The sequence below is a fragment of the Nocardia anaemiae NBRC 100462 genome (assembly GCF_001612725.1).
Lineage (GTDB): Bacteria > Actinomycetota > Actinomycetes > Mycobacteriales > Mycobacteriaceae > Nocardia > Nocardia anaemiae.
This window is the reverse complement of the sequence record NZ_BDAZ01000077.1, coordinates 14,174-38,936: the sequence shown is the minus strand read 5'-3', so window position 1 is coordinate 38,936 and position 24,763 is coordinate 14,174. Positions and strand designations below refer to the sequence as shown.

The 24,763-nt window shown below is 65.9% G+C and carries 25 protein-coding genes; 15 read left to right on the top strand and 10 right to left on the bottom strand.

The genetic code is table 11. From position 1 onward, the window contains the following. Window positions 1–18 precede the first annotated feature (18 nt). Window positions 19–888, bottom strand: coding sequence for an alpha/beta fold hydrolase (locus tag NA5_RS34805; RefSeq protein ID WP_062993277.1), 870 nt, complete (start codon window positions 886–888; stop codon window positions 19–21). 88 nt (window positions 889–976) lie between these two features. Between NA5_RS34805 and NA5_RS34800 the strand changes: the two genes are divergently transcribed. Further along, window positions 977–1,534, top strand: a complete 558-nt coding sequence (locus tag NA5_RS34800) for a CGNR zinc finger domain-containing protein (RefSeq protein ID WP_062993276.1) — start codon at window positions 977–979, stop codon at window positions 1,532–1,534. Window positions 1,535–1,591: 57 nt separating this feature from the next. Then, window positions 1,592–3,460: a molybdopterin-dependent oxidoreductase gene (locus NA5_RS34795; RefSeq protein WP_062993275.1), complete on the top strand. Its 1,869-nt coding sequence runs from the start codon at window positions 1,592–1,594 to the stop codon at window positions 3,458–3,460. A 173-nt stretch (window positions 3,461–3,633) separates the two neighbouring features. Here the strand turns inward: NA5_RS34795 and NA5_RS34790 are convergent, their stop codons facing one another. The 3 genes from NA5_RS34790 to NA5_RS34780 form a co-directional block, all read right to left on the bottom strand. Next, a complete protein-coding gene (locus NA5_RS34790; protein WP_062993290.1) occupies window positions 3,634–5,115 on the bottom strand; it encodes a DHA2 family efflux MFS transporter permease subunit in 1,482 nt (493 codons plus the stop codon). A 53-nt stretch (window positions 5,116–5,168) separates the two neighbouring features. Further along, a complete protein-coding gene (locus NA5_RS34785; protein ID WP_062993274.1) occupies window positions 5,169–5,864 on the bottom strand; it encodes a PadR family transcriptional regulator in 696 nt (231 codons plus the stop codon). Window positions 5,865–6,081: 217 nt separating this feature from the next. After that, window positions 6,082–6,981, bottom strand: a complete 900-nt coding sequence (locus NA5_RS34780; protein ID WP_281201775.1) for a glycine betaine ABC transporter substrate-binding protein — start codon at window positions 6,979–6,981, stop codon at window positions 6,082–6,084. Between the two features lie 210 nt (window positions 6,982–7,191). Here NA5_RS34780 and NA5_RS34775 point away from each other — a divergent pair, with 210 nt between their 5' ends. From NA5_RS34775 to NA5_RS34760, 4 genes are read left to right on the top strand one after another with little or no spacing between them, the layout of a single operon-like run. Beyond that, window positions 7,192–8,124, top strand: coding sequence for an ABC transporter substrate-binding protein (locus NA5_RS34775; RefSeq protein ID WP_371856483.1), 933 nt, complete (start codon window positions 7,192–7,194; stop codon window positions 8,122–8,124). Continuing rightward, window positions 8,085–9,281: an ABC transporter ATP-binding protein gene (locus NA5_RS34770; RefSeq protein WP_084484649.1), complete on the top strand. Its 1,197-nt coding sequence runs from the start codon at window positions 8,085–8,087 to the stop codon at window positions 9,279–9,281. The genes NA5_RS34775 and NA5_RS34770 overlap by 40 nt, the downstream gene beginning before the upstream one ends. Beyond that, a complete protein-coding gene (locus tag NA5_RS34765; protein WP_062993272.1) occupies window positions 9,278–9,940 on the top strand; it encodes an ABC transporter permease in 663 nt (220 codons plus the stop codon). The genes NA5_RS34770 and NA5_RS34765 overlap by 4 nt, the downstream gene beginning before the upstream one ends. Beyond that, window positions 9,937–10,653 (top strand): ABC transporter permease, encoded by a 717-nt coding sequence (locus NA5_RS34760; protein ID WP_062993271.1) that lies wholly within the window; start codon window positions 9,937–9,939, stop codon window positions 10,651–10,653. The genes NA5_RS34765 and NA5_RS34760 overlap by 4 nt, the downstream gene beginning before the upstream one ends. 3 nt (window positions 10,654–10,656) lie before the next feature. Here the strand turns inward: NA5_RS34760 and NA5_RS34755 are convergent, their stop codons facing one another. Next, window positions 10,657–11,094: a MarR family winged helix-turn-helix transcriptional regulator gene (locus NA5_RS34755; protein ID WP_062993270.1), complete on the bottom strand. Its 438-nt coding sequence runs from the start codon at window positions 11,092–11,094 to the stop codon at window positions 10,657–10,659. Between the two features lie 90 nt (window positions 11,095–11,184). On the opposite strand from NA5_RS34755, the gene NA5_RS34750 reads away from it, so the two are divergent. Continuing rightward, window positions 11,185–11,820 carry a maleylpyruvate isomerase family mycothiol-dependent enzyme gene (locus NA5_RS34750; protein WP_062993269.1) on the top strand — a complete coding sequence of 212 codons (636 nt, stop codon included), beginning with the start codon at window positions 11,185–11,187 and terminating at the stop codon, window positions 11,818–11,820. A 151-nt stretch (window positions 11,821–11,971) separates the two neighbouring features. Further along, window positions 11,972–12,388, top strand: a complete 417-nt coding sequence (locus NA5_RS34745; protein ID WP_062993268.1) for a CBS domain-containing protein — start codon at window positions 11,972–11,974, stop codon at window positions 12,386–12,388. Between the two features lie 64 nt (window positions 12,389–12,452). On the opposite strand, the gene NA5_RS34740 is transcribed toward NA5_RS34745, so the two are convergent. Then, the gene (locus NA5_RS34740; RefSeq protein ID WP_062993267.1) at window positions 12,453–13,649 is read right to left on the bottom strand and encodes an NAD(P)-dependent malic enzyme; all 1,197 of its coding nucleotides are present in this window, start codon (window positions 13,647–13,649) and stop codon (window positions 12,453–12,455) included. Window positions 13,650–14,438: 789 nt separating this feature from the next. On the opposite strand from NA5_RS34740, the gene NA5_RS40940 reads away from it, so the two are divergent. Beyond that, window positions 14,439–14,678, top strand: a complete 240-nt coding sequence (locus NA5_RS40940) for a hypothetical protein (protein WP_157110809.1) — start codon at window positions 14,439–14,441, stop codon at window positions 14,676–14,678. A gap of 53 nt (window positions 14,679–14,731) precedes the next feature. Here the strand turns inward: NA5_RS40940 and NA5_RS34725 are convergent, their stop codons facing one another. Next, window positions 14,732–15,586, bottom strand: coding sequence for a PHP domain-containing protein (locus NA5_RS34725; protein WP_062993287.1), 855 nt, complete (start codon window positions 15,584–15,586; stop codon window positions 14,732–14,734). Between the two features lie 62 nt (window positions 15,587–15,648). Between NA5_RS34725 and NA5_RS34720 the strand changes: the two genes are divergently transcribed. After that, a complete protein-coding gene (locus tag NA5_RS34720) occupies window positions 15,649–16,725 on the top strand; it encodes a magnesium and cobalt transport protein CorA (protein ID WP_062993264.1) in 1,077 nt (358 codons plus the stop codon). A gap of 3 nt (window positions 16,726–16,728) precedes the next feature. On the opposite strand, the gene NA5_RS34715 is transcribed toward NA5_RS34720, so the two are convergent. The 3 genes from NA5_RS34715 to NA5_RS34705 are packed head-to-tail and all read right to left on the bottom strand — an operon-like array spanning window position 16,729 to window position 18,775. Next, window positions 16,729–17,310, bottom strand: a complete 582-nt coding sequence (locus tag NA5_RS34715) for a suppressor of fused domain protein (protein ID WP_084484648.1) — start codon at window positions 17,308–17,310, stop codon at window positions 16,729–16,731. A 4-nt stretch (window positions 17,311–17,314) separates the two neighbouring features. Further along, window positions 17,315–17,806 carry a YflT domain-containing protein gene (locus tag NA5_RS34710; protein WP_062993263.1) on the bottom strand — a complete coding sequence of 164 codons (492 nt, stop codon included), beginning with the start codon at window positions 17,804–17,806 and terminating at the stop codon, window positions 17,315–17,317. Between the two features lie 12 nt (window positions 17,807–17,818). Then, window positions 17,819–18,775 carry an HpcH/HpaI aldolase/citrate lyase family protein gene (locus NA5_RS34705; RefSeq protein ID WP_084484652.1) on the bottom strand — a complete coding sequence of 319 codons (957 nt, stop codon included), beginning with the start codon at window positions 18,773–18,775 and terminating at the stop codon, window positions 17,819–17,821. A 64-nt stretch (window positions 18,776–18,839) separates the two neighbouring features. On the opposite strand from NA5_RS34705, the gene NA5_RS34700 reads away from it, so the two are divergent. The 5 genes from NA5_RS34700 to NA5_RS34680 all read left to right on the top strand — a co-directional run bounded on the left by NA5_RS34700 (window position 18,840) and on the right by NA5_RS34680 (window position 24,464). Beyond that, the gene (locus NA5_RS34700) at window positions 18,840–20,147 is read left to right on the top strand and encodes a magnesium transporter MgtE N-terminal domain-containing protein (protein ID WP_062993261.1); all 1,308 of its coding nucleotides are present in this window, start codon (window positions 18,840–18,842) and stop codon (window positions 20,145–20,147) included. Continuing rightward, window positions 20,137–20,730: a DUF1003 domain-containing protein gene (locus tag NA5_RS34695; protein WP_062993260.1), complete on the top strand. Its 594-nt coding sequence runs from the start codon at window positions 20,137–20,139 to the stop codon at window positions 20,728–20,730. The genes NA5_RS34700 and NA5_RS34695 overlap by 11 nt, the downstream gene beginning before the upstream one ends. Before the next feature lie 118 nt (window positions 20,731–20,848). After that, window positions 20,849–22,303 carry a lytic murein transglycosylase gene (locus tag NA5_RS34690; RefSeq protein ID WP_062993259.1) on the top strand — a complete coding sequence of 485 codons (1,455 nt, stop codon included), beginning with the start codon at window positions 20,849–20,851 and terminating at the stop codon, window positions 22,301–22,303. 140 nt (window positions 22,304–22,443) lie between these two features. Next, entirely contained in the window at window positions 22,444–23,307 is an 864-nt protein-coding gene (locus NA5_RS34685; protein ID WP_062993258.1) for a lytic transglycosylase domain-containing protein, read from the top strand. 20 nt (window positions 23,308–23,327) lie between these two features. Continuing rightward, window positions 23,328–24,464: an Mrp/NBP35 family ATP-binding protein gene (locus tag NA5_RS34680; RefSeq protein WP_062993257.1), complete on the top strand. Its 1,137-nt coding sequence runs from the start codon at window positions 23,328–23,330 to the stop codon at window positions 24,462–24,464. Window positions 24,465–24,763 lie beyond the last annotated feature (299 nt).

Genomic DNA, 24,763 nt, shown 5'->3' with positions numbered 1-24,763 from the left:
GGCGCCTTTGCTTTTCGTTCAGCCGGGCAGACGGTCGAGGAAGTCGGCGACGAGCGGCGCGATATCGACCAGATGCGTCTCCAGGGCGAAGTGGCCCGTATCGAAGACGTGCAGCTCGGCGTCGGGAAGATCGGCGAGGTAGGCGTGCGCGCCTGGCTCCGGGAAGAAGGGATCGTTCGAGCCCCAGACGATGAGGGTGGGCGGGGTGTACTTGCGCAGCCACTGCTGCCACTCGGGGTAGGCGGCGACATTCGACTTGTAGTCGAAGGCGAGGGCTACCTGGGCCTCCTTGCGGCCGGGTAGGTCGAGGAAGTACTGATCGAGAATCCACGATTCGGGGCTGAGCACGGTTGGGTCGGGGACGCCGTGCTCGTACTGACCGCGGGTGCCCTCCAGTGTGAGCAGGCCGCGAATGGTGTCTTCGGCGCCTTCGTCCTCGGGACGCAGTGCGGTGAAGTCGCGAGCGAGATCCGACAGTCCCGCCTGGTAGGCATTGCCGTTCTGAACGACGAGGCCGGTGACCCATTCGGGGTGGCGCAGTGCGATACGGAAGCCGACCGGAGCGCCGAAATCGAAGACGTACATGGCGAATTCGCGCAGTTCGAGCCGCGCTACGAAACCCTCGATCACATCGGCCAGTCGGTCGAAGGAGTAGTCGAAATCGGCTGGTGCCGTGGTGTTTCCGAAGCCCGGGTAGTCCGGGGCGATCAGCCGGTACCGCGCGCCGAGCACATCGAACAGCCTGCGGAACTGGTGCGAAGCGGACGGAAAACCGTGCAGCAGCAATAACACCGGGGCGTCCGAACGGTTCGGGACCGATTCGCGGTAGAACACCTCGACGCCGTCGACCTCGATGTTGCGGTGGTGGATGGCTGGCAGCTCGATCATGATTTCACATGCTTTCTTTTTCTGATGTTGGATTAGTTCTAGCCGATCCAGTTCTAACGTGTCAACTGATCGATGTAGCATTAGGGACATGAGTGAAGCTCCGTTGATCGGCGAGCCGCTGGCATTGGACCTGGTCAATACCCGGCCGACCGGTGTCGATCTGCTGGCGACCCCCGGTGACCTCGGGAGTTGGCTTGCGCTGCAGACCGAGCGGTTTCCGGAGCTGGCTGTTCCGCGCCCCACCGCCGCCGACCTCGCTGCCGTTCATGCGGTGCGCGACCACATCGGCGCCGTCCTCGACGCGCTGCTCCACGATCGCCGCCCGCCCGCCGACGCATTGCGCGGACTCAATGCCGCACAGGCCGCCGCGCCCGCGATCCGGCAGCTGGAATGGGACGGCGACACGGTGATCGCGACCGCGCGCCGCGACGGCACGGCGGCCGAGAAGCTTGCCACGGTCCTGGCGGAAGCCGCGGCCGACCTGCTTGCCGATCCGTCGATCGGAAAGCTGAAGCGATGCGAGGCCGACGACTGCGTATTGCTGTTTCTGCCCGCCCACCCGCGCCGTCGCTGGTGTTCCGCCGAACGCTGCGGCAACCGGGTCCGCGTCGCCCGCTACTACCAGCGCCACAAGTCCGCGGACTGACCTGCACGTCACCGAATGGTCATACTCCCCGACCGCACCCGGCAGTAGGCTCGGACCATGGCTGAACTGCGCTTTCGGGTGGCGGCGGGCATTGTCGCCGCCGGTCTGGCACTCGGCGTGGCCGAACTCGTCGCCGCCTTCATCGGCCCCGACAGCGCGCCACCGAACGCACTCGGCTCGACCGTTATCGACCACACGCCGGACGGTGTACGCGAATGGGTGATCCAAACCTTCGGCACCAATGACAAGACCCTGTTGTTCGTCTGCATGGCACTGGTGGCCGTGCTGGTCGCCGCATGCATCGGAGCCATCGAACGAACAGACCATCCTCGCGGGTCCTGGCTACTGGCCGCCCTCGGATTGCTCACCGCGGCCATCGCCTTCGGCCGCTCCGGATTGTCCGCCGTCTGGCCGACCGTAATCGGTGTTGCCGCAGGCATTTACGCACTGCGCGTCCTTACCGCACGAATAGACGATGCGGCCGCCGCACACATGGCCCGGCCCGCCGCGCCTTCTCCTGTCCCACTGGTCACCCCCGGCGAGGACCAAGCAGGCGGGCCGCGGACTGCGACCGCAAGGCCGAAATCTACTGCGACCGAAGCCGACTCATCCAGCACAGACGCGTCGGCCGCGCCAAGTAAGGAGGCCGAGCAAGTTGGGGAGAGCGCGGCAGCATCGTCATCGGCGACACCGGAACCGACAGCCCACCGTGACTCGGCCGACCAGGGCACTGCGGGGATCACCCAGGCTGGTTCGGTCACAGCGAAAGAACCAGCATCGAGCAGCGGCGGAACAGCGGCCGCGTCAACGGCCCGTTCGACCGCAGCGGCTGCCGAGAAGGAACCTGCGGCTTCGGGAGCGCAGCGGCGACAGGTGTTGCGGGGCATTGCGATTACGGGTGGGCTCGCGTTGCTCAGTGGGGTGGGTGGTCGGCTGATCGGGGCACAGCGGCGGGATGTTTCCGGTGAGCGGGCGGCGATTCAGCTGCCGGAGCCGAGTGGCCCGGCCGTTTCGCTCGCACCCGATGCGGATTTGAAATTGCCGGGGCTGACGCCGTACCTGACGTCCAATAGCAGCTTCTATCGAATCGACACCGCGCTGACGCTGCCGCAAGTCTCTGTTGCCGATTGGTCCTTGCGGATCCACGGAATGGTCGATCACGAAATCCAGCTCAGCTGGGACGATCTCACCAAACGCACACCGGTCGAGACGCTGGTGACGCTGGCCTGCGTTTCGAATCCGGTCGGCGGCGATCTGATCGGCAATGCGAGCTGGCGCGGCTACCGCCTGGACGAACTGCTCGCCGAGGCCGGACCGCATCCAGATGCCGATATGGTCCTGTCGCACAGCATCGACGGGTTCACCGCTGGCAGTCCGCTGTCCGTCCTCACCGACGGCCGCGATGCGCTGCTCGCCGTCGGTATGAACGGCGAACCCCTGCCCGTCGCACACGGCTATCCGGCCCGCCTGGTCGTCCCTGGTCTCTACGGATATGTCTCGGCCACCAAATGGGTGACCGAACTGGAGATCACCCGCTTCGACCGGGCAACCGCCTACTGGACCCGCCGCGGCTGGTCGGCCTACGGCCCCATCAAAACCGGCACCCGCATCGACACCCCGCGCTACCGCGCCGAACTGCGACCGGGCAGCATCGCCATCGCAGGCGTGGCCTGGGCCCAACACCGCGGCATCCGAGCCGTCGAAGTCCAAATCGATAACGGCCCATGGCAATCCGCCCGCCTGTCCACCGAACAATCCATCGACACCTGGCGCCAATGGGTCTACGACTGGACCGCCACCCCCGGCCCGCACACCATCCGCGCCCGCGCCACCGACGGCACCGGCGAAACCCAAACCGAAGCCCGCGCCCCCGTAGTCCCCGACGGCGCCACCGGCTACCCCTCCACCACGGTCCAGGTCGGCTGACCGTTACGACCATGTCCTCGGCCAATACCGACCTCATGTGAGGTTGGCGCCGAACGAGCCTCAGACCACCGTCGACCTACCGATCCGGATAACCATCGACTGGACCCAGCTGACTGGCCTGGCCCGCTGACGGCTGTGCCCCGTGCGCGAATTGCGCACGGGGCACCCAGAACTCAGACGCCGACGGTGTCCGCCTTGGCGAGGTCTGTCTTCGGGCCGGATGCGCTCGATCGGCCGTGGCGAATGAAAAGGGCCGAGGCGATTACACCGATCACCAGGATGCCCGCGGGGAGCAGGATGGCTTGCCCGAGGGCGGTACTGAAGCCATCCTTGATGAATTCGGGGATGGCGCCATGGCCCGCACCGCCTTCGGAGAGCTTGCCGCCGCCGAGGCCATTGGCGCTCATGCGGGCCGCGACCAAGGCACTGATCGCGGCACTACCGAGCACCGAGCCCACCTGGCGAGTGGTGTTGTAGACGCCAGCGCCCGCACCGGCCTGCTGGATCGGCAGGTTGTGCGTAGCGGTGGACGCCAGTGGCGCCCAGATGCAGGCGTTGGCGAAACCTGCCAGCGCGGCCGAGACCATGAACCAGGCCAGCGAGGATTGCGGCGTCATCAGTGCCGAGAACCAGAAGATCGACACCGAGAATCCGACGAATCCGACGGTCGGCACCAGACGCGGATGCAGTTTGTCGGAGACCTTGCCGACGATCGGCGCGAAAACGCCGGTGACGATCGCCATCGGCGCGAATACCAGGGCGGACTTGGTCGGTGACATCTCCCGCACCGCCTGCAAGTAGAAGTACGACGGCACCATGAACGAGGTGACCGCCGCACCCATGGCCGCGATGGCCACATTCGACAGCGCGAAGTTGCGATCACGGAACAGCCCCAATGGCAGCAGCGGCTCACCGGTATTGCGCGACTGATTCACCAGGAACACCGCGAGCACAACCAAACCCGCGCCGATCATCAGCCAGATGCGCAGCGACCAGTCATAGGTATCGCCCTCCTGGATACCGAACACCAGCAGGAACAGGCCGATACCGCTCAGCACCACACCTGGGATATCGAACTTGTGCTCATGCGTCGGCAGCGCCGGAACCAACCAGACCGCGAGCGCGAAGGCGGCGATGCCGACCGGAACGTTGACGATGAAGATCCACTCCCAGCCGAGCCCGTCGACCAGCACACCGCCGAGGATCGGGCCGACCAGGGTGGCCAGACCGGCGACACCGCCCCACAGACCCATGGCCGCACCGCGCTTATCCGGCGGGAAGGTCCTGGTGATCACCGCCATGGTCTGCGGCGTCATCAGCGCGGCGCCCAGGCCCTGGACGGCCCGCGCGGCGATCAGCATGGTGATCGATCCGGACAGACCGCACCACAGCGAGGCGGCGGTGAATACGGCCAGACCGATCAGGTAGATGTTCTTGGGCCCGTAGCGATCACCGAGCCGACCGGTGACCAGCAGTGGCACCGCATAGGTCAGCAGGTAGGCGCTGGTCACCCAGATGACCTGGGAGATGTCGGCATGCAGATCCGTCATGATCGCCGGATTGGCGACCGCGACGATCGTCATATCCAGCAGGATCATGAAGAAGCCGACGACCAGCGCGAACAGCGCGAGCCACGGATTGCGTCCAGTGGTCATGGATTTGGTTCCTATCTCGGATGTCTGTACCGGCGTCGTGCGCATATCGGTACTCATCGGGGCGGTGACGCGCTGGCTTCGTTCCAGCGACGCGGCACCGGGGGTGGTTCGGAATGGCCCTGATCGGACCAGGGGTGCTGATGTTCGGTTATGCGCAGGCCGGTGGCAGGGTCGAATTCGTCCCACTCCATCTCGCCGCTGTCGAGTTCGGTGATGAGGTTTTGAACCCATGCAATTTCGGCCGCGATGGTGGCATGCAGGTACGGGAGCACGATCCAGTAGCGACGCGGCACTGCGTGCATACCCGCCCACTGGCTCATCATCTCGACATCGGCGAGGTCCTGCGCCAACCGCTCGACCCGCTCTCGCAGTAGCGCGAGCACTTCCGGCGCTGGCAGGTTGTGCGCCTCGTTGAGCGCGACCGGGAACATCGGGTACTCCCGCCCGGGGTTGCGCAGGATCTCGGCGACCCGGGAACGCAATGTCTCCCGGCCGCTTTCGGTAATCCGGTAGGTGGTGCGCTCCGGCCGATTGCCGTCCCGATCGACGCCCTCGGCCTGCACCATTCCTTGCTCGGCCAACCGCGTCACCGTGTGATAGAGCGAGCCCGGCCGCACCTTCACCAGGATGTCCTCCCGACGGGCGATCAGCAGTTGATACGCCTCGTAGGGATGCATGGGCCGCTCGTCGAGCAGCGCGAGCACGGCGATCGCCAATGGCGTCACCGACGGGCGCGCGTGCTGCCCCATTCTCGGTCACCTCCTGCACAACACTCGCGGACGCGAGATCGAATTCCCGGAGCACGATAGCCACGGCCACCGACATACTCCGCTTCAAATACTCCACATGGAATATACGGCGCGGAACAGTCCGCTCACAAGACCGCGGCATCGAGCGGAATTGTGATCGGCGACATAGCAAACGGCCCGAGCGTGCACCGCTCGGGCCGTCGTGACCAGGGATTTTCTAGAGTGCGTGGTTGTCCAACCAGGTGCGTGCCACTTCTGCGGCCGCGGCGCCTTCGCGAACCTTGCGCATCATCTCCGCCAATTCATCGGTCGTGAGTTCACCGGAGACGTAGTTCAGCTTCTTGATCTGCCGATCATCCAGCAGACCCTTGCGATAGACCGCGACCACATTCTCGGCCCGCACCGCGTAGTCGTTATCGGCCAGGACGGTCAGCCCATCGGTGGCACCGGGGACCAGCGCGGGCGGCCCGGTCAGGATTCCGGCCTGGACTTCCCCGCCCAGCAATGCCTTTCGCAGCGCCGTCGCATCGGGATACGGCCTGGTAGCGGCGAAATCACAACCGGAAATCCGCACCGGATCCGCAGTTTGCAGCACACCCGGCACCGGTGCCACCCCGGCCTGAAGTTCGCCACACCGCGGTGCGAGCGCGCCGAGCGACCGCACATCCTTGCCCACGGCTTCGGGCACGAGCACCCGGGCGCGCATATCCGTGCCGTCGGCCGGATCGGAGACCGCGAGCCCCTCCGGCAGCGACCGGTTCAGCTCCTCGGTAACCGAGAGCCGAACCGGTGCGGACTTATCCGCCACATCGGTCGTCACCTCGGGCTTACGCGCCTGCGCATCGGCATTCAGGAAGGTGAGCAGTTCGCCGCTGTGCTCGCCGACCACCGTCACCGTGCCCGCGTCCAACGCGGCCAGATAGTCCGCCCGCCCACCGAGATCGGCGGTGACCGAGGTGCGCGCACCGGTCCGCGCCAACGCACCCGCATAAATTTGCGCAAGCAGATTCGATTCCATCGAATTCCCCGCGCCGACCGATATTGTCGGGCCCGGATCGTCGCTTCCACAGGAAACAGCCAGCCCGAGGGCCGTGACGAGCACGACCCGTGCCAACATCCGCCTCGACGCGGCCAACCCCATCCGGCGACACCAACCTTCGGTAGTGAACAGGAACTGCATGCAGCGGGCAATATGAACAACCAGAATGTACCGGGTGGCCGTGCGCGCACGGCTGCTCGCATCGCTCGTCATGCCGGAAGGACTCCAGTGAAAACCACGATCAACCCCGATGCCGCGCGGCACGGGAGGTTCGCGCTGCGGCTGACGCTGCGTGCCGCCCGCATTCTCGTCGCCGCCGCGGCACTGGCCGCCGCCATGATCCTGTCCGCCTGTGGTAACTCCGATCCGCTTGCGGCCAAGGGCAATTGCGAGGGTGACGGGCTGACTGTCGGCTCGGCGAACTTCCCGGAATCGGAGACGGTCGCGAATATCTACGCGGAAGTGTTGCGCGTCAACGGATTCAACGTCGACACCAAATTGAATATCGGCAGCCGCGAGGCCTATATCCCGGCATTGCGCCAGTGCGCGATCTCGGTGATTCCGGAGTACAACGGCAATCTGTTGCAGTACCTGGACAAGAGCGCCACCGCGACCAGTTCCACCGATATCGACGCCGCACTCACCAAGGCGCTCGGCGCCGATCTCGCCGTCGGCACCCCGGCTCCGGGTCAGGACTCGGACGCGGTCGTGGTCACCAAGGCCACCGCGGATCGCTGGAATCTGCACAGCATCGCCGATCTGGCCGCACATTCGGCCGAGGTGAAATTCGGTGCGCCCGCCGAATTCCAGGAGCGCGCAGGCGGTCTGCCCGGCCTGAAGAAGAACTACAACCTGGACATCGCCGCGAACAATTTCGTCCCGATCGCCGACGGCGGCGGTCCGGCGACGGTGCGCGCGCTGGTCGAGGGCACGGTGACCGCGGCCAATATCTTCACCACCTCCCCCGCGATCGCGCAGAACAATCTGGTGGTTCTGGAAGATCCGAAGCACAACTTCCCCGCCCAGAATGTGGTGCCGCTGTTCAACGCCGCCAAGAAGACCGATAAGGCACTCGCCGCGCTCAACGCGGTCTCCGCGAAACTCACCACCGACGAACTGCTGAAACTCAACGAGGCGGTCTCCGGTAGCAGTAAGACCGAACCAAAGGCCGCAGCACAGCAATGGGTCACCGCCCAGGGGCTGAACAAGCCCACCGGGTAGGAGCCAGCGTGTCAGATATCGAATTCAGCCGCATCAGCAAGACCTATCCGGACGGCACGCACGCCGTCTCCGAACTCGACCTACGCATCGAATCCGGCTCGTTCACCGTCTTCGTCGGACCATCGGGCTGCGGCAAGACCACCTCGATGCGCATGATCAACCGGATGATCACGCCCAGTTCGGGCACCATCACCGTTGGCGGCGCGGACATTTCGACGGTGAATCCGGTCAGGCTGCGGCTCGGTATCGGATACGTGATCCAGAGCGCCGGACTGCTGCCGCACCGCACGGTCGTCGACAATGTCGCGACAGTTCCTGTGCTGCAAGGAGTTCGGCGCCGCGCGGCCCGCGCCGCCGCACTCGAGGTGCTGGACCGGGTCGGACTGGACCGATCGCTGGCCGACCGGTATCCGGCCCAGCTCTCCGGCGGACAGCAGCAGCGGGTCGGGGTGGCCAGGGCACTGGCCGCCGATCCGCCGGTGCTTTTGATGGACGAACCGTTCAGCGCGGTCGATCCGGTGGTGCGCGAGGAGTTGCAGGCCGAAATGCTGCGGCTACAAGCGGAATTGCGCAAAACCATCGTCTTCGTCACCCATGACATCGATGAGGCGGTGAAACTCGGCGACCGGATCGCGGTCTTCGGCCCGGGCGGCGTACTGCAGCAGTACGACGAACCGCAGCGCGTACTGGCCGCGCCCGCAACAGATTTCGTGGCGGGCTTCGTCGGACGCGATCGCGGTTATCGCGCACTGTCGTTCCGCAGCGCGAATACCCTGACACTGCACGAGATTCGCACCGCGACCGAACCCGACCTCGCCGAACTGCGGCTGGACCGGGGCGAATGGGTACTGGTGGTCACCGATTCCGGCGTTCCGCGCGGATGGATCGATGTGACCGGTGTGGAGAGCATTCGGGCCGGGCGGGCATTGCACGACAGCATCGCCGCCGGTGGATCCCTGTTCCCACCGGACGGCGATCTTCGCCAGGCGCTGGACGCGGCCATCTCCTCGCCGTCGGGAATCGGTGTTGCCGTTGACGATTCCGGCGCCGCGCGCGGCGGTATCCGCGCTCCCGAAGTACTAGAGCAGCTCGCCGGGCAGCGCACCCTGGAGGACGACGAGCGCAATCGGCATTTCTTCGAAACCGAAAACGCATGAAGTATCTGATCGACAACTTCTCCGAGATCATGGGTTTCACCAGAACCCACCTGTATCTCGCGTTGGTCCCGCTGCTGCTCGGACTGATCATCGCGATTCCGGTGGGCGCTTTGGTGCGCCGGATTTCCTGGCTGCGGCGCGTCACGGTGACGGTGGCCAGTCTGTCCTACACCATTCCGTCGCTGGCCCTTTTCGTGATCATTCCGCCGCTGGCCGGAATTTCGACCATCGATCCATTGAATGTGATCATCGCGCTCACCGTGTATTCGACGGCGCTGCTGGTGATCGCGGTGCCGACGGCGCTGGATTCGGTCTCGCCCACCGTCATCGACGCCGCCGACGCGGTGGGCTTCAGTTCGCTGCGGCGCACCGTCACCGTCGATATGCCTTTGGCCATACCGGTTTTCGTCTCCAGTCTGCGCGTGGTGGTGGTCACCAATATCGCCATGGTTTCGGTCGGCGCGCTGATCGGTGTCGGCGGACTCGGCAAACTCTTCACCCAGGGCTATCAGCGCGATTATCCGGACGAGATCATCGCGGGCATCATCGTCACGCTGGCATTGGCCCTGATCTTCGACCGCCTGGTGTACGCCATCGGACGCTGGGCGACCCCGTGGACGCGCGCGGATGCCAGGACCGCGAAAGGCGCTGCGGCATGAACCTTTTCATCGACGCCTGGCACTACTTCACCGACGGCGCGAACTGGAGCGGCCCGGCGGGCATCCAACACCGCATCGCCGAGCACCTCTGGTACAGCTTTCTGACCGTCGTCGTCTCCGCGGCGGTCGCGGTGCCGCTCGGGCTGGTGATCGGGCACACCCGTCGCGGTTCCGCGCTACTGGTCGGATTCGCCAATGCCATGCGCGCCCTGCCCACCCTCGGCCTGCTCACCTTCCTGGTGCTCGGCCTCGGACTCGGCCTGATTCCGCCGCTGCTCGCGCTCGTCACGGTCGGAATTCCGCCGCTGCTCGCCGGTGCTTACGCGGGAATCGCCAATGTCGCGCCCGATGTGGTGGACGCCTCGCGCGCCATGGGCATGACCGAGCGCCAGATCCTGTTCCGCGTCGAGGTTCCCAACGCGCTGCCGATCCTGCTCACCGGCCTGCGCGGGGCCACGCTGCAGGTCATCGCCACCGCCACCATCGCCGCCTTCGTCAATCTGGGCGGGCTCGGCCGCTATATCTTCGACGGCATCGCCGTCTACCGCTACGACCGGGTCCTGGTCGGAGCTCTGCTGGTCGCGGTCCTCGCCATGGTCATGGACGGCCTGCTGGCCTTCGTGGTCTGGGCCAGCGCGCCCGGTACCGGTCGGCTGCGCCGCACCTCGCAACTCCCCGTGACCCCCGCCGCAATCCTGCAGACCGCAGACTAGGGCTCAGGCATAGGGGTCGGTGATCTCGCGGAGCCGGGCCATTATGTCGCGCAGCTGCCGCATGCGTTGCGCACCGAGGTGCCCGGCCCATTCGTCCTCGATCCGGTCGGCGACGGAGTTCGCGTACGCCGCCATCTTCACCCCGCGTTCGGAAAGCACGACCAAGCGCGCCCTGCCGTCACTCGGATCCGGCACTCGCCGCACATATCCGGCGCGTTCGAGCTGATCGACGAGGAATCCGGCGGTTTGCTTGGTGACCTGGGCCTGCTCGGCCAACTCGGTCAGGCGACTGCCATCGGCGCCGATGCGCGCCGCGAGCCGTCCCTGGGCGACGGTGATGTCGTCGTATCCGGACTCGGCGAGCTCGGCGAAGATCCGGTCCTCCATCGATCGGTAGGCAATGAACATCAGCAGGCCCACATTCATTTCGCCGTCGGCCATCCCGCTCCTTGACATTGGTCAGATAAGCTTACTACATTGATAAGTCTAGCTGACCAATCCTATGCGAGGTCCGAACCCGGGGAGCACACAATGGACCGCGAAACCTGTTGGCAGACCATCGAACAGCAGCGCCGGTCGATTGCCGACCTGCTGGCCGACCTTTCCACCGACGAATGGGAAACGCCGTCATTGTGCGCGGGCTGGCGAGTCCGAGAGGTCGCCGCACACATCGCACTGACCCCGCAGCCGCCGCCGATCGGCGTCATGCTCGCCACCGGGATCCGCGCGCGCGGCAACTACAACCGGTTCATCGATGACCTCACCAGGCGCTACGCGAAACAGCCAGCCGCAGAACTCGTTTCGGCGATCCGCGAGAACGCCGGTTCCCGGACGCTGCCCAAACTCACCAATTATCGCAATATCCTGTTCGACACCATGGTGCACGGCCAGGACATCGCGATACCGCTCGCCCGCACGATCGACATCGAGCCAGCCGCCGCGGCCGCCGCCGCGACCCATGCGGTAACCATCGGATGGCCGGTATGGGATAAACACCGCCTCGACGGAATCCGTTTGGTCGCCTCCGACGTCGAATGGAGCCACGGCAGCGGACCCGAGATCCTCGGCCCGATCACCGCGCTATTACTACTGATCACCGGCCGCACAGCGGCAATAGATCTGCTCACGGGCGACGGCGTCGCACCGATGACGGCTCGGTTGCACTGACCGCCGAGGCATTGACCAATGATGTGACATGGGTCACGATGTGACGTGGCCGCAGGAGTTAGCTTCGCGGATGCTCGACGCACAATCGCGGAGCCGAATTCTGCGGGATCACTCATCCGAGACCAGGAGGCGTACCGTGAACAGTCGCTCTATGAAGGCACGCGACATCATGCACAAAGACGCGGAATGGATCCCCGCCGACGAAACACTGGATCGGGCCGCGCAGATGATGCGCAGGCTGGATATCGGCGCATTGCCGATCGGTAGCGACGACCGGCTCATCGGCATGCTGACCGATCGCGACATCGTCGTGAAATGCATTGCCATGGGCCATGATCCGAGCAAGGTACGGGCCGGAGATCTGGCCGAGGGCACCCCACGCTGGGCATCCGCCGATGCCGATGTCCGTGAGGTGCTGGACATGATGGAAAGGGATCGGATCAAGCGACTGCCGGTGATCGACGACAACAAGCGACTCGTCGGCATGATCTGCGAATCCGATATCGCCAAGAACCTCAGCGATGCCGAAATCGCGGAATTCGTTTCGGCGGTCTTCGTTCCGCACTGATCAACCCGCAGAATGCGATACGGGGCTGCTCACCAAATGAGCAGCCCCGTATTTTCGGGTCGAATTACGCGACGCCCTCCGCGCGGGCGGCGGCGGCCACGGCCTCGGCGACGGCCGGGGCGACCCGCGGGTCGAGCGGGCTCGGCACGATCTTGTCCGCGGCGATCTCATCGGCGACCACGCTGAGGATGGCATCGGCGGCGGCGATCTTCATGCCCTCGGTGATGCGGCGCGCGCCCGCGTCCAGCGCGCCCTTGAACACGCCGGGGAACGCGAGGACATTGTTGATCTGGTTCGGGAAGTCGCTGCGCCCGGTGGCCACGATCGCGGCGTACTTGTGCGCGACATCGGGGTGGATCTCCGGATTCGGGTTCGACATGGCGAACACGATCGACTCCGGCGCCATCGAGGCGATCAGTTCCTCGGCGATGGTGCCCGCGGAGAGTCCGAGGAACACATCGGCGCCGTCCAGCGCCTCGGCCGCACCACCGGCGAGCCCGCGCGGATTGGTGCGCTGCGCCAGTTCGGCCTTCACAGCATTGAGATCGCCGCGCTCGGTGTTGACGATGCCCTTCGAATCGAGCACGATCACGTCCTTGACACCAGCGGCAAGCAGGATGTTCGTGCACGCCACACCGGCGGCACCGGCGCCCGACACCACGACCTTCATGTCATCGATGGCACGCCCCTGCACCTTGGCCGCGCCATTGAGGGCTGCGAGCACCACGATGGCGGTGCCGTGCTGGTCGTCGTGCATGACCGGGCAGTCGAGGGCCTCGATGAGCCGCTGCTCGATCTCGAAGCAGCGCGGCGCCGAGATGTCCTCCAGGTTCACCGCGCCGAAGCTCGGACGCAGCCGGACGACGGTCTCCACGATCTCGTCGACGTCCTTGGTGTCCAGGACGATCGGGATCGAGTTCAGTCCGGCGAACTTCTTGAACAGCGCCGCCTTGCCCTCCATCACGGGCAGCGAACCGCGCGGGCCGATGTCACCGAGGCCGAGCACCGCGGTGCCGTCACTGACCACGACGACGAGCCGGTCGGTCCAGGTGTAGCGCTTGCACAGCGCCTCATCCTCCGCGATGGCCAGACTGACCTTCGCCACACCGGGGGTGTAGGCGATGGAAAGGTCGCGCTGAGTCTCCAGCGGTGCGGTGAGTTCGACCGAGAGCTTGCCGCCTAGGTGGCCCGCGAAAATTTCTTCCTGGGTGATTTCTGAAAGGCTTGCGGTGGCATTCGCTGCGTCAGTCACAGGTGACACGATTTCACTCCTGATCGGGTCGGACAAGCCGGGGAACGGGTTACCGCCGGGTAATGGGTATTAGGTATTTCACACGCTCATCGAGTGCGCTGACCGGGACGTTTCGCGTCGAATCCGAAGCGTCGGAAATACCGAAACGTGGCGCGGCACTGATCCGCAGAGCGAGAGCCGGACGGGTGTGTCCGTGTAGAACATGCGGGGGGATCCTCGGGTCGCGACGGTGCGTCGCGAGGCGGTGATCGCCGGTGTTCCCGAACCCGGCGGTGGCGTAGGCGGGAATCCGCAACATTCTGCCAGTCGGGCGGACCCATTGCCAAACCGGCGTGTCGTATCCCGGTCCAGCGTCATCTTTCGAGGGTAGGGCGCGGGAATTACCAGTGGGTAAGCAGAAACTCGCAGTTCGGCAGCGGTATCCGGTGAGCTGTCGCATCGAATGTGGATCGCTCGCGGTGAGCTCCGGCGCGGGCACCACATCGGCAAATGCCTGGCGTGTCTGCGAGCGCACCCATACGTTTTCGAGTCCGCCGGAGGTCAGCCGCAGCCGCCAATCGCCGCGGCGCCGGGATGATCGGTGTGCTCCTGCACCAATCCGACCACCGCGTGTGAATCGCGCGGCACCCTTTCCGGCCCATACGCCCGAGGCTATAGCCCATGCTCCGCCCTGACCGCCGAGGCCGCTGACCGCCCCGGTGATCGGCTCGCGCGTCATCACATCGCCCGCACCGTAGAGTCCGGCCACCGTGGTCGCGCAGTCCGTCCCGGCGATGCACAACCGCGCTGGAGAATTCCATGCCTGACGCCGCAACCATTAAGGATTTGTCAGCTCCACCACTGCGTCCACAGCAATATCCCGGCGACGATAAAAACGACCACCGATCCGGAAAAAGCTGCCGCACCGCGCTGCCGATCCGAAAAAATCTGTGCACCGAGGCCGACCGCCGAGGTGGCGACATGCCACGTTATCGATTCGCCGCCGGGCCCGGGAAACCCACGCCGAGCAGCGATTACCGCGGTACCGACAACGACTAGGGCCAGCACGAACATCCCACCGGCGACGATTCCGCTGAGTCCGCGCAGCACTCTCACGAGGCGATCACCGGCACACCCGTCGCTTTGCCCGCGATTTCCTCGAATTGTGCGGGATCGGTGGTGAATTCACCCAGCCGGATGGTTTTGTTGGAACCGTGATAGTCCGACGAACCGGTTGTAATGAGACCGAGTTCGGCGGACAATTCCGTCAGTAGCGCGCGATCTGCCGCGGAATGGTCCGGATGATCGACCTCGAGACCGCCGAGTCCGAGCTCGGCCAGATCCCGAATATCGTCGATCGCCAGCAGCCGCCCCCGCTTGCGCGCCCGGGTATGCGCGAGCACGCTGACCCCGCCCGCGGTCGCGATCATCTCGACGGCCCGGCGCAGCGGCGTATCCGCCTTCTCCGCGTAGTAGCGGCCGTGCGGTGCCAGCAATTCGATGAAGGCCGCGTCCACGGTCGGCACCACACCGGCCGCGACCAGCGCGCGTGCCAGATGCGGGCGCCCCGCCGACGGTCCGGCCGAAGCCAACACCGCGTCCGGATCGATGGGTAGTCCGTCATCGCGCATGCGTTCGGCCATCGCACGCAGTCGCTCGACACGTTCGGCGCGCAAGCGTTCCCGCTCCTCGGCGAAACACCGATCGGTCGGGTCGAAGAGGTAGGCGAGCAGATGCACCGGTACCGGCCAACCGTCCTCACCGAGCCCGATACACGACATCTCCATGCCCCGCACCAGCGTCAATCCCCTCGGTAGCGCGTCGACCGCCTCGACCCACCCGGCGGTGGTGTCGTGGTCGGTGATCGCGACGACGTCCAGTCCGGCCGCCGCCGCGTTGCGGACGAGTTCGGCCGGGGTATCGGTGCCGTCGGACGCGGTCGAATGGGTATGCAGGTCGATGCGCACGCCTTCTTTCATACCGTGCGCTCGCACCGCGCACGCACGCGCACGCGACGTAGCATCGGTCGGTGCCATCGATTCCGCCGTTACCGTCGTTCCGCGGCCAGGCCCGAAGGGCCGGGCAATTGCCGCGTATACCCGTGCCGACCGCCCGCGCGGTGGTCGATTGCGCGATCTACGTCGACGGTAAGCGGCTGCCCGGCCGGTTCACCCATGCCGATGCGATGGCCGAGGTCGAAAATCGCGGAACCGGGTTCGTCTGGGTCGGGCTGCACGAGCCCGACGCGTACCAAATGGCCGATATCGCCGAGACCTTCGATCTGCACCCGCTCGCCGTCGAGGACGTGGTGCACGCCCATCAACGGCCGAAACTCGAGCGCTATGACGACACCCTGTTTCTCGTGCTGCGCACCGTCACCTACGTCCCGCACGAAATACACAGTGTCAGTGAGATTGTCGAGACCGGCGACATCATGGTCTTCACCGGACCCAATTTCGCGGTGACCGTGCGACACGGCGAGCACACCGGATTGGCCGGTGTCCGAAGGGAATTGGAAAACCATCCGGATCAACTCATGTACGGCCCCGGTGCGGTGCTGCACGCGGTCGCCGACCATGTGGTCGATTCCTATGTCGAGGTGGCCCAAGCCGTCGAGAACGACATCGAAGAGATGGAGGAGGAGGTCTTCACCCCGCGCACCACGGTGACCATCGAATCCATCTACCAGCTCAAACGCGAGGTCGTCGAATTGCGCCGCGCGGTGAACCCACTGCAGATCCCGCTGCAGTTGCTCGGCCATAAACCGGATTTACCACTGCCCAAGGAGATTCGGCGTTACCTGCGCGATGTCGCCGACCACCACATCACCGTCGCCGAGCGCATTACCGACTTCGACGAATCCCTGAGCGAATTGGTCAGTGCCGCACTGGCCAAGATCGGTGTGCAGCAGAACACCGATATGCGCAAGATCTCGGCCTGGGTCGCCATCGCGGCAGTGCCCACGATGATCGCGGGTATCTACGGTATGAATTTCACGCATATGCCCGGGTTGGAGGCCACCTGGGGCTTTTGGCTGGTCATAGTGCTCACCCTGGTCATCTGCGCCGGGCTGTACGTCAACTTCCACCGCAACAACTGGCTCTGAGCACTACAGCGACGCAGCGCCTCGCGCCGGATCGTGTACATCGATCCCGGCCTCGGCCCACGCCTCACGCAGTGCCTGCGCACCGCGCACCCGCACCCAGGCCGCCTCGGTCGCGGTCACCGGAACCACCGCCAAATACCGCACCGGCTCGGCGGGTTCGGGCAGCGCGATCTCGGGAATGTCGCTGTCTCCCAACAAGACCGCGGTGAACGGCGCGTCGCGCCACATCGGCTCACCGAGATCGAGCAGCGCATCGGCTTGCAGCACAACACCTTCCACGGCGGGCGCCGCGGCCAGCACGCCGAGTGTGCGGGCCAGTCCGGAACTCGGGCCGACTCCGGCACGCAGCGTCAGCACCAATTCGGCCCGCGGTCCGCGCACCGGATCGGCATGCAGGTCACCGGGATCGCCCATGGGATGACGTGATCCGCCGAGGGTCACGTAGTGCACCAGCTCCTCGCCCGGGATACGCAGAATCTCGATGGGCTCCAGTCCCAGGAAGGTGACCGACGCGGAGTCGACACCCGTCGATGCGGCACCGAAATGATCCAGCACCTCGGCGCGAACCTTGTCCACAACCTCCATGCGCTCAGATCGCCAACCGCGCCAGCATGTCCCGAGCCTGCTCGGCCGACTTCGGGTCGCACAGCACGTCGTAGCGGCCCGCCACCAACTGCATGGTGGAGGCGAAGTCGCGCTGCCCCCTGGTCGCCGCGTACGGGATCGAGGTGGAGATGACGCCGAAGATGATGCCGCCGACCAAGCCGACAAGCACCGGCGCGAAACCGCCGCTGGTGGTGAACAAGCTCAGCAGCAGGCCGAGGAACAGGCCGAGCCACGCGCCCGAAACCACTCCGCCGCCGATCACCTTGCCCCAGGTCAGTCGGTACAACACGCGCTCGACCTGCATCAGGTCCACGCCGACGATGGTCACGTCTTGCACGGGGAACTGGTTGTCGGCCAGGAAATCGACGGCCTTCTGAGCCTCGGCATAGGTCGGATACGAGCCGACCGGCCAGCCCGATGGCGGCGTCGGCAGGCCCTGGCGCGCGCGATTCGAGTTCCCCAAGGGATTCGTCATAGCTCTATTCTGCTATTCCTGGGCGGAGTTCGGGGGTGTGAAACGCGTGGTACGCGTCATCCTCGCGGCTCGACCCTTATCGGCGATCACCTGAGCCATCTTCGCGCTGGCCTCATCGATCATTTCGTCGCCGAGCATTACCGCTCCCCGCGCGCCGCCTTTTTCCGAGGTGTGGAAGGCGTAGGCGTCCAGAATCAGCTCGGCGCGATCGTAATCGGCCTGGCGCGGACTGAAGATCTCGTTCGCGGCCTCGATCTGTCCGGGATGCAGCACCCATTTACCGTCGAAACCGAGTGCCGCGGTGCGTCCGGCGGCCCTGCGGAATCCATCGATATCCCGAATTTGCAGGTAGGGGCCGTCGATTGCCTGCAGACCGTGCGCGCGGGCGGCGAGCAGGATGGTCATCAGAATGTGGTGGTAGGCATCGCCGGTGTCATAACCCTCGGGCTGTTCACCGACCACCAGCGTGCGCATATTGATACTCGCCATGAAGTCGGCCGGGCCGAAGACCAGGGTCTGCACCCGCGGGCTCGCGGTGGCGATCTCATCGATATTGCGCAACCCCATGGCGTTCTCGATCTGCGGTTCGATACCGATCCGACCGACCTCGAGCCCGCTGGCCTTCTCCAACTGGGTGAGCAGCAGATCAAGTGCCCGGACCTGACCGGCATCGGTCACCTTCGGCAGCAGAATCGCGTCCAGCGCCGCGCCCGCGCCCTCCACCACGGTGATCACATCGGCGTAGGTCCACTGGGTGGTCCAATCGTTGACCCGCACCACCCGCAGTTGGTCACCCCAACCGGTGTCGTTCAGCGCTGCCACGATATTCGCGCGGGCCTCGGCCTTGGCGGCGGGCGCGACCGCATCCTCGAGATCGAGAAATACCTCGTCGACCGGCAAACCCTTGGCCTTATCGATCATCTTCTTGCTGCTACCGGGGCAGGCGAGCACCGAGCGGCGCGGCTTCATGATCACTCCCGTCGATCGTGGCATGGTGCGAGTACCGGTCCGCGCACCCTCTAACCTGACAACCATGGCAGCAACCAGGGTGTACGTCGCCAGGCTGGCCGGACTGGTGGTACTCGGACCGGACGGCGAGTCTATCGGCCGCATCCGCGACGTCGTCGTGGCCATCCGCTACGACCGCCAGCAACCGAGGGTGCACGGTCTGGTCGTCGAATTGCCGTCCCGGCGGCGGATTTTCGTGCCGATGCTGCGGGTGACCACGATCGAACCGGGTGTCGTCGCGCTCAATACCGGCACGGTGAGTCTGCGACGCTTCACCCAGCGTCCGGGTGAGATGCTCGCACTCGCGCAGATCGTGGATTCTTCGGTGCGCGTTCACGATCCGGATCTGTCGGATCTCGCCGATGTCGATGTGCTCGTCGTCGATCTGGGTATCGAACAGAGCCGGACCCGGGACTGGCGGGTGACCAGGGTCGCGGTGCGCGGACATCGCAGGCTCGGCCGCCGCCGGACGGTGCATGTCGTGGACTGGATACAGGTCAGCGGGCTGACGCCGTACGAGATCGGCAGGCCGGGACAGGACGTCACCCAACTGCTGGAGCAGTTCGAGGGCCTTCGCGCCGCCGATGTCGCGCATATGCTGCGCGAACTCCCGGAGAAGCGGCGCATCGAGGTCGCGATCGCGCTCGACGACGAGCGACTCGCCGATGTCGTGCAGGAACTTCCCGACGACGACCAGGTCGATCTGCTCGGCCACCTCGAGGTGCGCCGCGCCGCCGACGTGCTCGAGGCGATGGATCCCGACGACGCCGCCGACCTGCTCGGCGAGCTGCCGACCGGCGAGCGCGAATCGCTGCTGGCACTGATGGATCCGGAGGAGTCCGAACCGGTCCGCAGGCTGCTCGAGCATTCACCCGATACCGCGGGTGGTCTGATGACGCCGAAACCGGTGGTCCTGACCCCGGCCACCACCGTCGCCGAAGCGCTTGCCCGGGTGCGCAATCCTGATCTGACACCCGCGCTGGCCACCATGGTGTTCGTGGTGCGGCCGCCGACCGCGACGCCGACCGGCCGCTTCCTCGGCTCGGTGCACCTGCAGCGACTGCTGCGCGAACCTCCGGCACACCTGGTCGGCGGCATTCTCGATACCGATCTGTCCCCGCTGCGCCCCGATGCCCCGCTCGGTGCGGTGACCCGCTACTTCGCGACCTACAACCTGGTCTGCGGTGCGGTGGTGGACGAGGAGAACCATTTGCTCGGTGCCGTCAGCGTGGACGACGTGCTCGACCATCTACTACCTGAGGATTGGCGCGAGCAGGAAGATACCGGCCACGACGCGGTCGTGCGCCACGAAGGGGTAGCCGATGCCGAGTGAGAAGAATCCGGCGCGCCAGCGGCTGGAAACACCGCTGGAATCGCGGTTCCGCTTCGACTACGATGCCGAGGCGCTGGCCCGTTCCAGCGAGCGGGTCGCCCGATTCCTCGGCACCGGACGCTATTTGGCGCTCCAGACGATTGTGGTGATCGTCTGGATCCTGCTGAACGTCTTCGTGATCGCGCTGCGCTGGGACCCGTATCCGTTCATCCTGCTCAACCTCGCGTTCTCCACCCAGGCCGCATATGCCGCGCCGCTGATCCTGTTGGCGCAGAACAGACAAGACAACCGCGACCGAGTGTCGTTGGAGGAGGACCGAACTCGGGCCGCCCAGACCAAGGCCGATACCGAATTCCTCGCCCGCGAGCTCGCAGCGCTGCGGATCGCGGTCGGCGAGGTTGCTACCCGCGACTACATGCGCAGGGAATTGGAGGAAATGCGCGAGGTGCTGGACCGGATCGAGGCCGCGCAGGCGCCGGATTCCGAGTCGAGCGCCGATAAACCGCCGAAGGCCAATCGCAAGAAAAGCTCCGGCAGAAAGCCGGGCACAGTTCAGGTTTCACCGCCAGTTGCTGACGATTGACAGGAAATGCTCAACAAGGTTGTGACCCACGGGTAACCTGGACGACGTTGTCCCGAGCGGACGGGCGGGGGATGTCCCGGACAGGCGCTCTCACGACGTAGAGGATTGGTGTGGCCGAATGCGAATCTCTGCTCCGATAACGGTCTCGGCCCTGGTCGTCGCTGGTCTTGTGGCCACCGGCTCGGGCACCAATGCCACCCGATCCAGCACTCCGGATACCGCGCCGGAGGCATTGCTCGCGGCGTCGACCGGTCCGGCCGCGGCCGACGGAACATCCGGCAACACCAGTGAAGCCGGATTGTCCCGGACAGTTGGTCTCCTTCCGGTAACGCCGGAGGCTCCCCGCAAACTTCGGGCAATGACGCCGCTTGCCGATGGCACGCCACTGTTCGCGGGCTCGGTGCCGTTGCACGACATCGCGCTGCCCGTCACCGGCGGGGCGCTCGGCATCCCGGAAATCGTGCTCGCGGCATATCGCAATGCCGAACTCGCGCTGGAATCCTCGATGCCCGGCTGCGGTCTGTCGTGGAGCCTGCTGGCCGGGATCGGGCGGATCGAATCGCTGCACGCGGGCGGTGGACGCACCGATGCCGGGGGCACCACCGTGACCCCGATCTTCGGGCCCGCGCTGGACGGCTCGTTACCGGGCAACGAGGTGATCAAGGCCGCCGACGGCAGTGCGGTGCGCGCCATCGGGCCGATGCAGTTCCTGCCCGGCACCTGGGGCCTGTACGCCGCCGACGGCAACGGTGACGGTGTCGCCGATCCGCACAATGTCTTCGACGCCTCGCTCGCCGCGGGCAAGTACCTGTGCTCGGGCGGGCTGAACCTGCGCGATCCGCAGCAGGAACTGCGTGCGGTGCTGCGCTACAACAACTCCCTCGCCTACGCCGCCAATGTGCTGAGCTGGTCGGCGGCCTATCGCACCGGCGGCACCCCGAGTCAGGTGAACATCTCCCCCGATCTCATCCCGCCGGGCACCGCGCCGATCACAGCGGGCCCCGACATGCTGGCCGCGTCGTCGACGGCACCCACGACCACCACCAGGCCCCAGCTGCCACCGAATACGGTGACCATCCCTACGCCGACCGAGGTGATGATCAACATTCCCGGTCTGCCGCCGATCCCGTGCGGCATCTTCTGCCCGCGGCCGGTACCCAAGCCGCCGTGTGATCCGCAGCAGGTGGCGCCCGCGCAGCTGCCCGCACCCGGCGATCCGGCACAGTCGCCGATCGCACCCGCACAGAACTACGGTGCCGCGGAAAACGGGGAGCCGAAGGATCCTCAGCAGCAGGACCAGCAGCACCCGGATCAGCAGCCGCCGCAGCGACCCGCCAATTGCATTCCGGCCCAACCGGATCCGGCCCAGCCCGCGCCCGCACCGAATGCACAGAATCCGGCGCAGTCGCCGGGCGAAGCGCCGCAGCCGGAGAAGACACCGGAGCCCGGCGTGGCCGATGCGCCGGAGCCGACGCAGACCGAGGCGGCCACCCCGCCGCCCGCCCCTGGCATCACGCTGCCGTTCGGCATCGTGATCCCGCTGCCCGCGCCCGCACCGGCCCCGCAGGGCTGAGACCAGGACCGATATCGAGGCGATCACGCCACACCGAGACCTGATAACGAAGCAGTAACAAAAAGGTCTCGGATGCGGTACCCTCTACTTCGTCCATCACGAAGGGCTCGTTATCGAGTCAATGGGAGGGTCACCGCACAGTGGGGCGTCACCGAAAACAGTCGCCTGCGACGATCAAGCGCAGCTCCGTTATCGCATTGACCGGATTGGTACCCGCTGGACTGGTGGCTGTCGCCGCGTCCGCGGGCACCGGCGATCCGACCGCATCGTCTGTCCTGCAACACATTCCGGGAGACGATCAAGACGACCAGGTGGCCGAACTTTCGGTCGCCGCGGAACCGGCGGCGACCGAATTCGTCGCGAACGCAATGGCAAAGCAGGCGCCGAGTGCGCCGCCGATCGTGAAAACCGTTGCGCTGCCGGACGGTCGGCAACCGGCCGCACTGCCACCCGGCCCGCTCGGCATTCCCGGCGTCGCCGTCGCGGCCTATCAGAACGCCGAAAACATCCTCGCCGCCGAGAATCCGGTCTGCGGAATTCCGTGGTACCTGCTCGCCGGTATCGGCCGGGTCGAATCCACCCACGCCTTCGGCGGAAAGGCCGATGCGGACGGCAATCCGCTGACACCAGTCTACGGCCCGGTGCTCGACGGCAGCCTCGCGGGCAACCATGTCATTCGCGATACGGACGGCGGCGCGCTGGACGGACTCGGCGGATACGACCGCGCCATCGGCCCGATGCAGTTCCTGCCAGAGACCTGGAAGCGCTACGGCGCCGACGGTAACGGCGACGGCATCGCCGATCCGCAGAATCTGTTCGACGCGGCACTGACCGCGGGCAGGTACCTGTGCGACGGCGGGTTGAATATGCGCGATCTCACCCAGCAGACCCGGGCGATCCTGCGCTACAACAACTCGATGGCCTATGTCGCCAATGTGATGGCGTGGGCCGGGTCCTATGCCTCCGGCATCGCACCTAAGCCCGGGGACCTGCCCCGAATCTGACACAACGTAAAATTCGTGCCATGCCAGTGGTAACGGAAGCGGATGTGCGGGGTGCCCTCGCAAAGGTCGACGACCCGGAGATCCGCAAACCGATCACCGAACTGGGCATGGTGAAGAGCATCGCGATCGGTGCCGACAGCAATGTCCATATCGAGGTCTACCTGACGACGGCGGGCTGCCCGCTGCGCACCGAGATCACCCAGCGGGTCACCAAGGCGGTGGCCGACGTGGCGGGCGTCGGCGCGGTCACGGTGGACCTCGATGTGATGAGCGATGAGCAGCGCACCAATCTGCGCAAGCAGTTGCGCGGCGACTCCGCCGATCCGGTCATCCCGTTCGCCCAGCCCGGTTCGCTCACCCGCGTGTACGCGGTGGCCTCCGGTAAGGGCGGCGTCGGAAAATCCAGTGTCACAGTCAATCTCGCCGCCGCGATGGCCGCGCGCGGACTGTCCGTCGGTGTGCTCGACGCGGATATCTACGGCCACTCGATTCCACGGATGCTCGGCACCGACGCGCGCCCGACTCAGGTCGAGCGGATGATCATGCCGCCGCAGTCGCACAATGTGAAGCTGATTTCCATCGCCCAGTTCACCCAGGGCAATACGCCGGTGGTGTGGCGCGGTCCGATGCTGCACCGGGCGCTGCAGCAGTTCCTCGCCGATGTGTTCTGGGGCGATCTCGATGTGCTGCTGCTGGACTTGCCGCCCGGCACCGGCGATGTCGCGATCTCCATCGCGCAGCTGATTCCGAATGCGGAGATCCTGGTCGTCACCACCCCGCAGCCCGCGGCCGCCGAGGTCGCCGAACGCGCCGGTGCGATCGCACTGCAGACCCGTCAGCGGATCGCGGGCGTCATCGAGAATATGTCCTGGCTCGACCTGCCCGACGGCACCCGAATGGACCTCTACGGCTCCGGCGGCGGCCAGTCCGTCGCCGAGCGCCTCACCCGCGCCGTCGGAGCGAATGTGCCACTGCTGGGCCAGATTCCGATCGAACAGGAGCTGCGCGAGGCAGGCGACGAGGGCACCCCCATCGTATTGCGCGACCCGGAGAACCCAGCCGCCAAGGCACTGCTCGAGGTCGCCGACAAACTCGCGGTGCGACGTCGCGGACTCGCGGGCATGTCGCTGGGAATCGATACGACGCGGCACCTGTAGTCACGGCCGCGCCTGCCATTTCCGACCACGCGGCCACCGCGGACCGCACACTTGCCGCCGATGACATCGCAATCGCGTCATCGCGGACCGGACCGTCACCGCACGCCACATCTGTAATCACGGACCACAGCCATCAGCGCTGCCGCATTGGTCCGCAGCGTCACATCGTTCAGCGGCCCACCGTCCGGGTTCGGGTTCCTGGCCTCGTATGCCGAGGTCGGGCGGCTGAGGGGCCAAGCCGCTGATTGTCGCGGGCAAAACCACCACGGCGGACCGCATTCGTCATCGCGGGCACCATT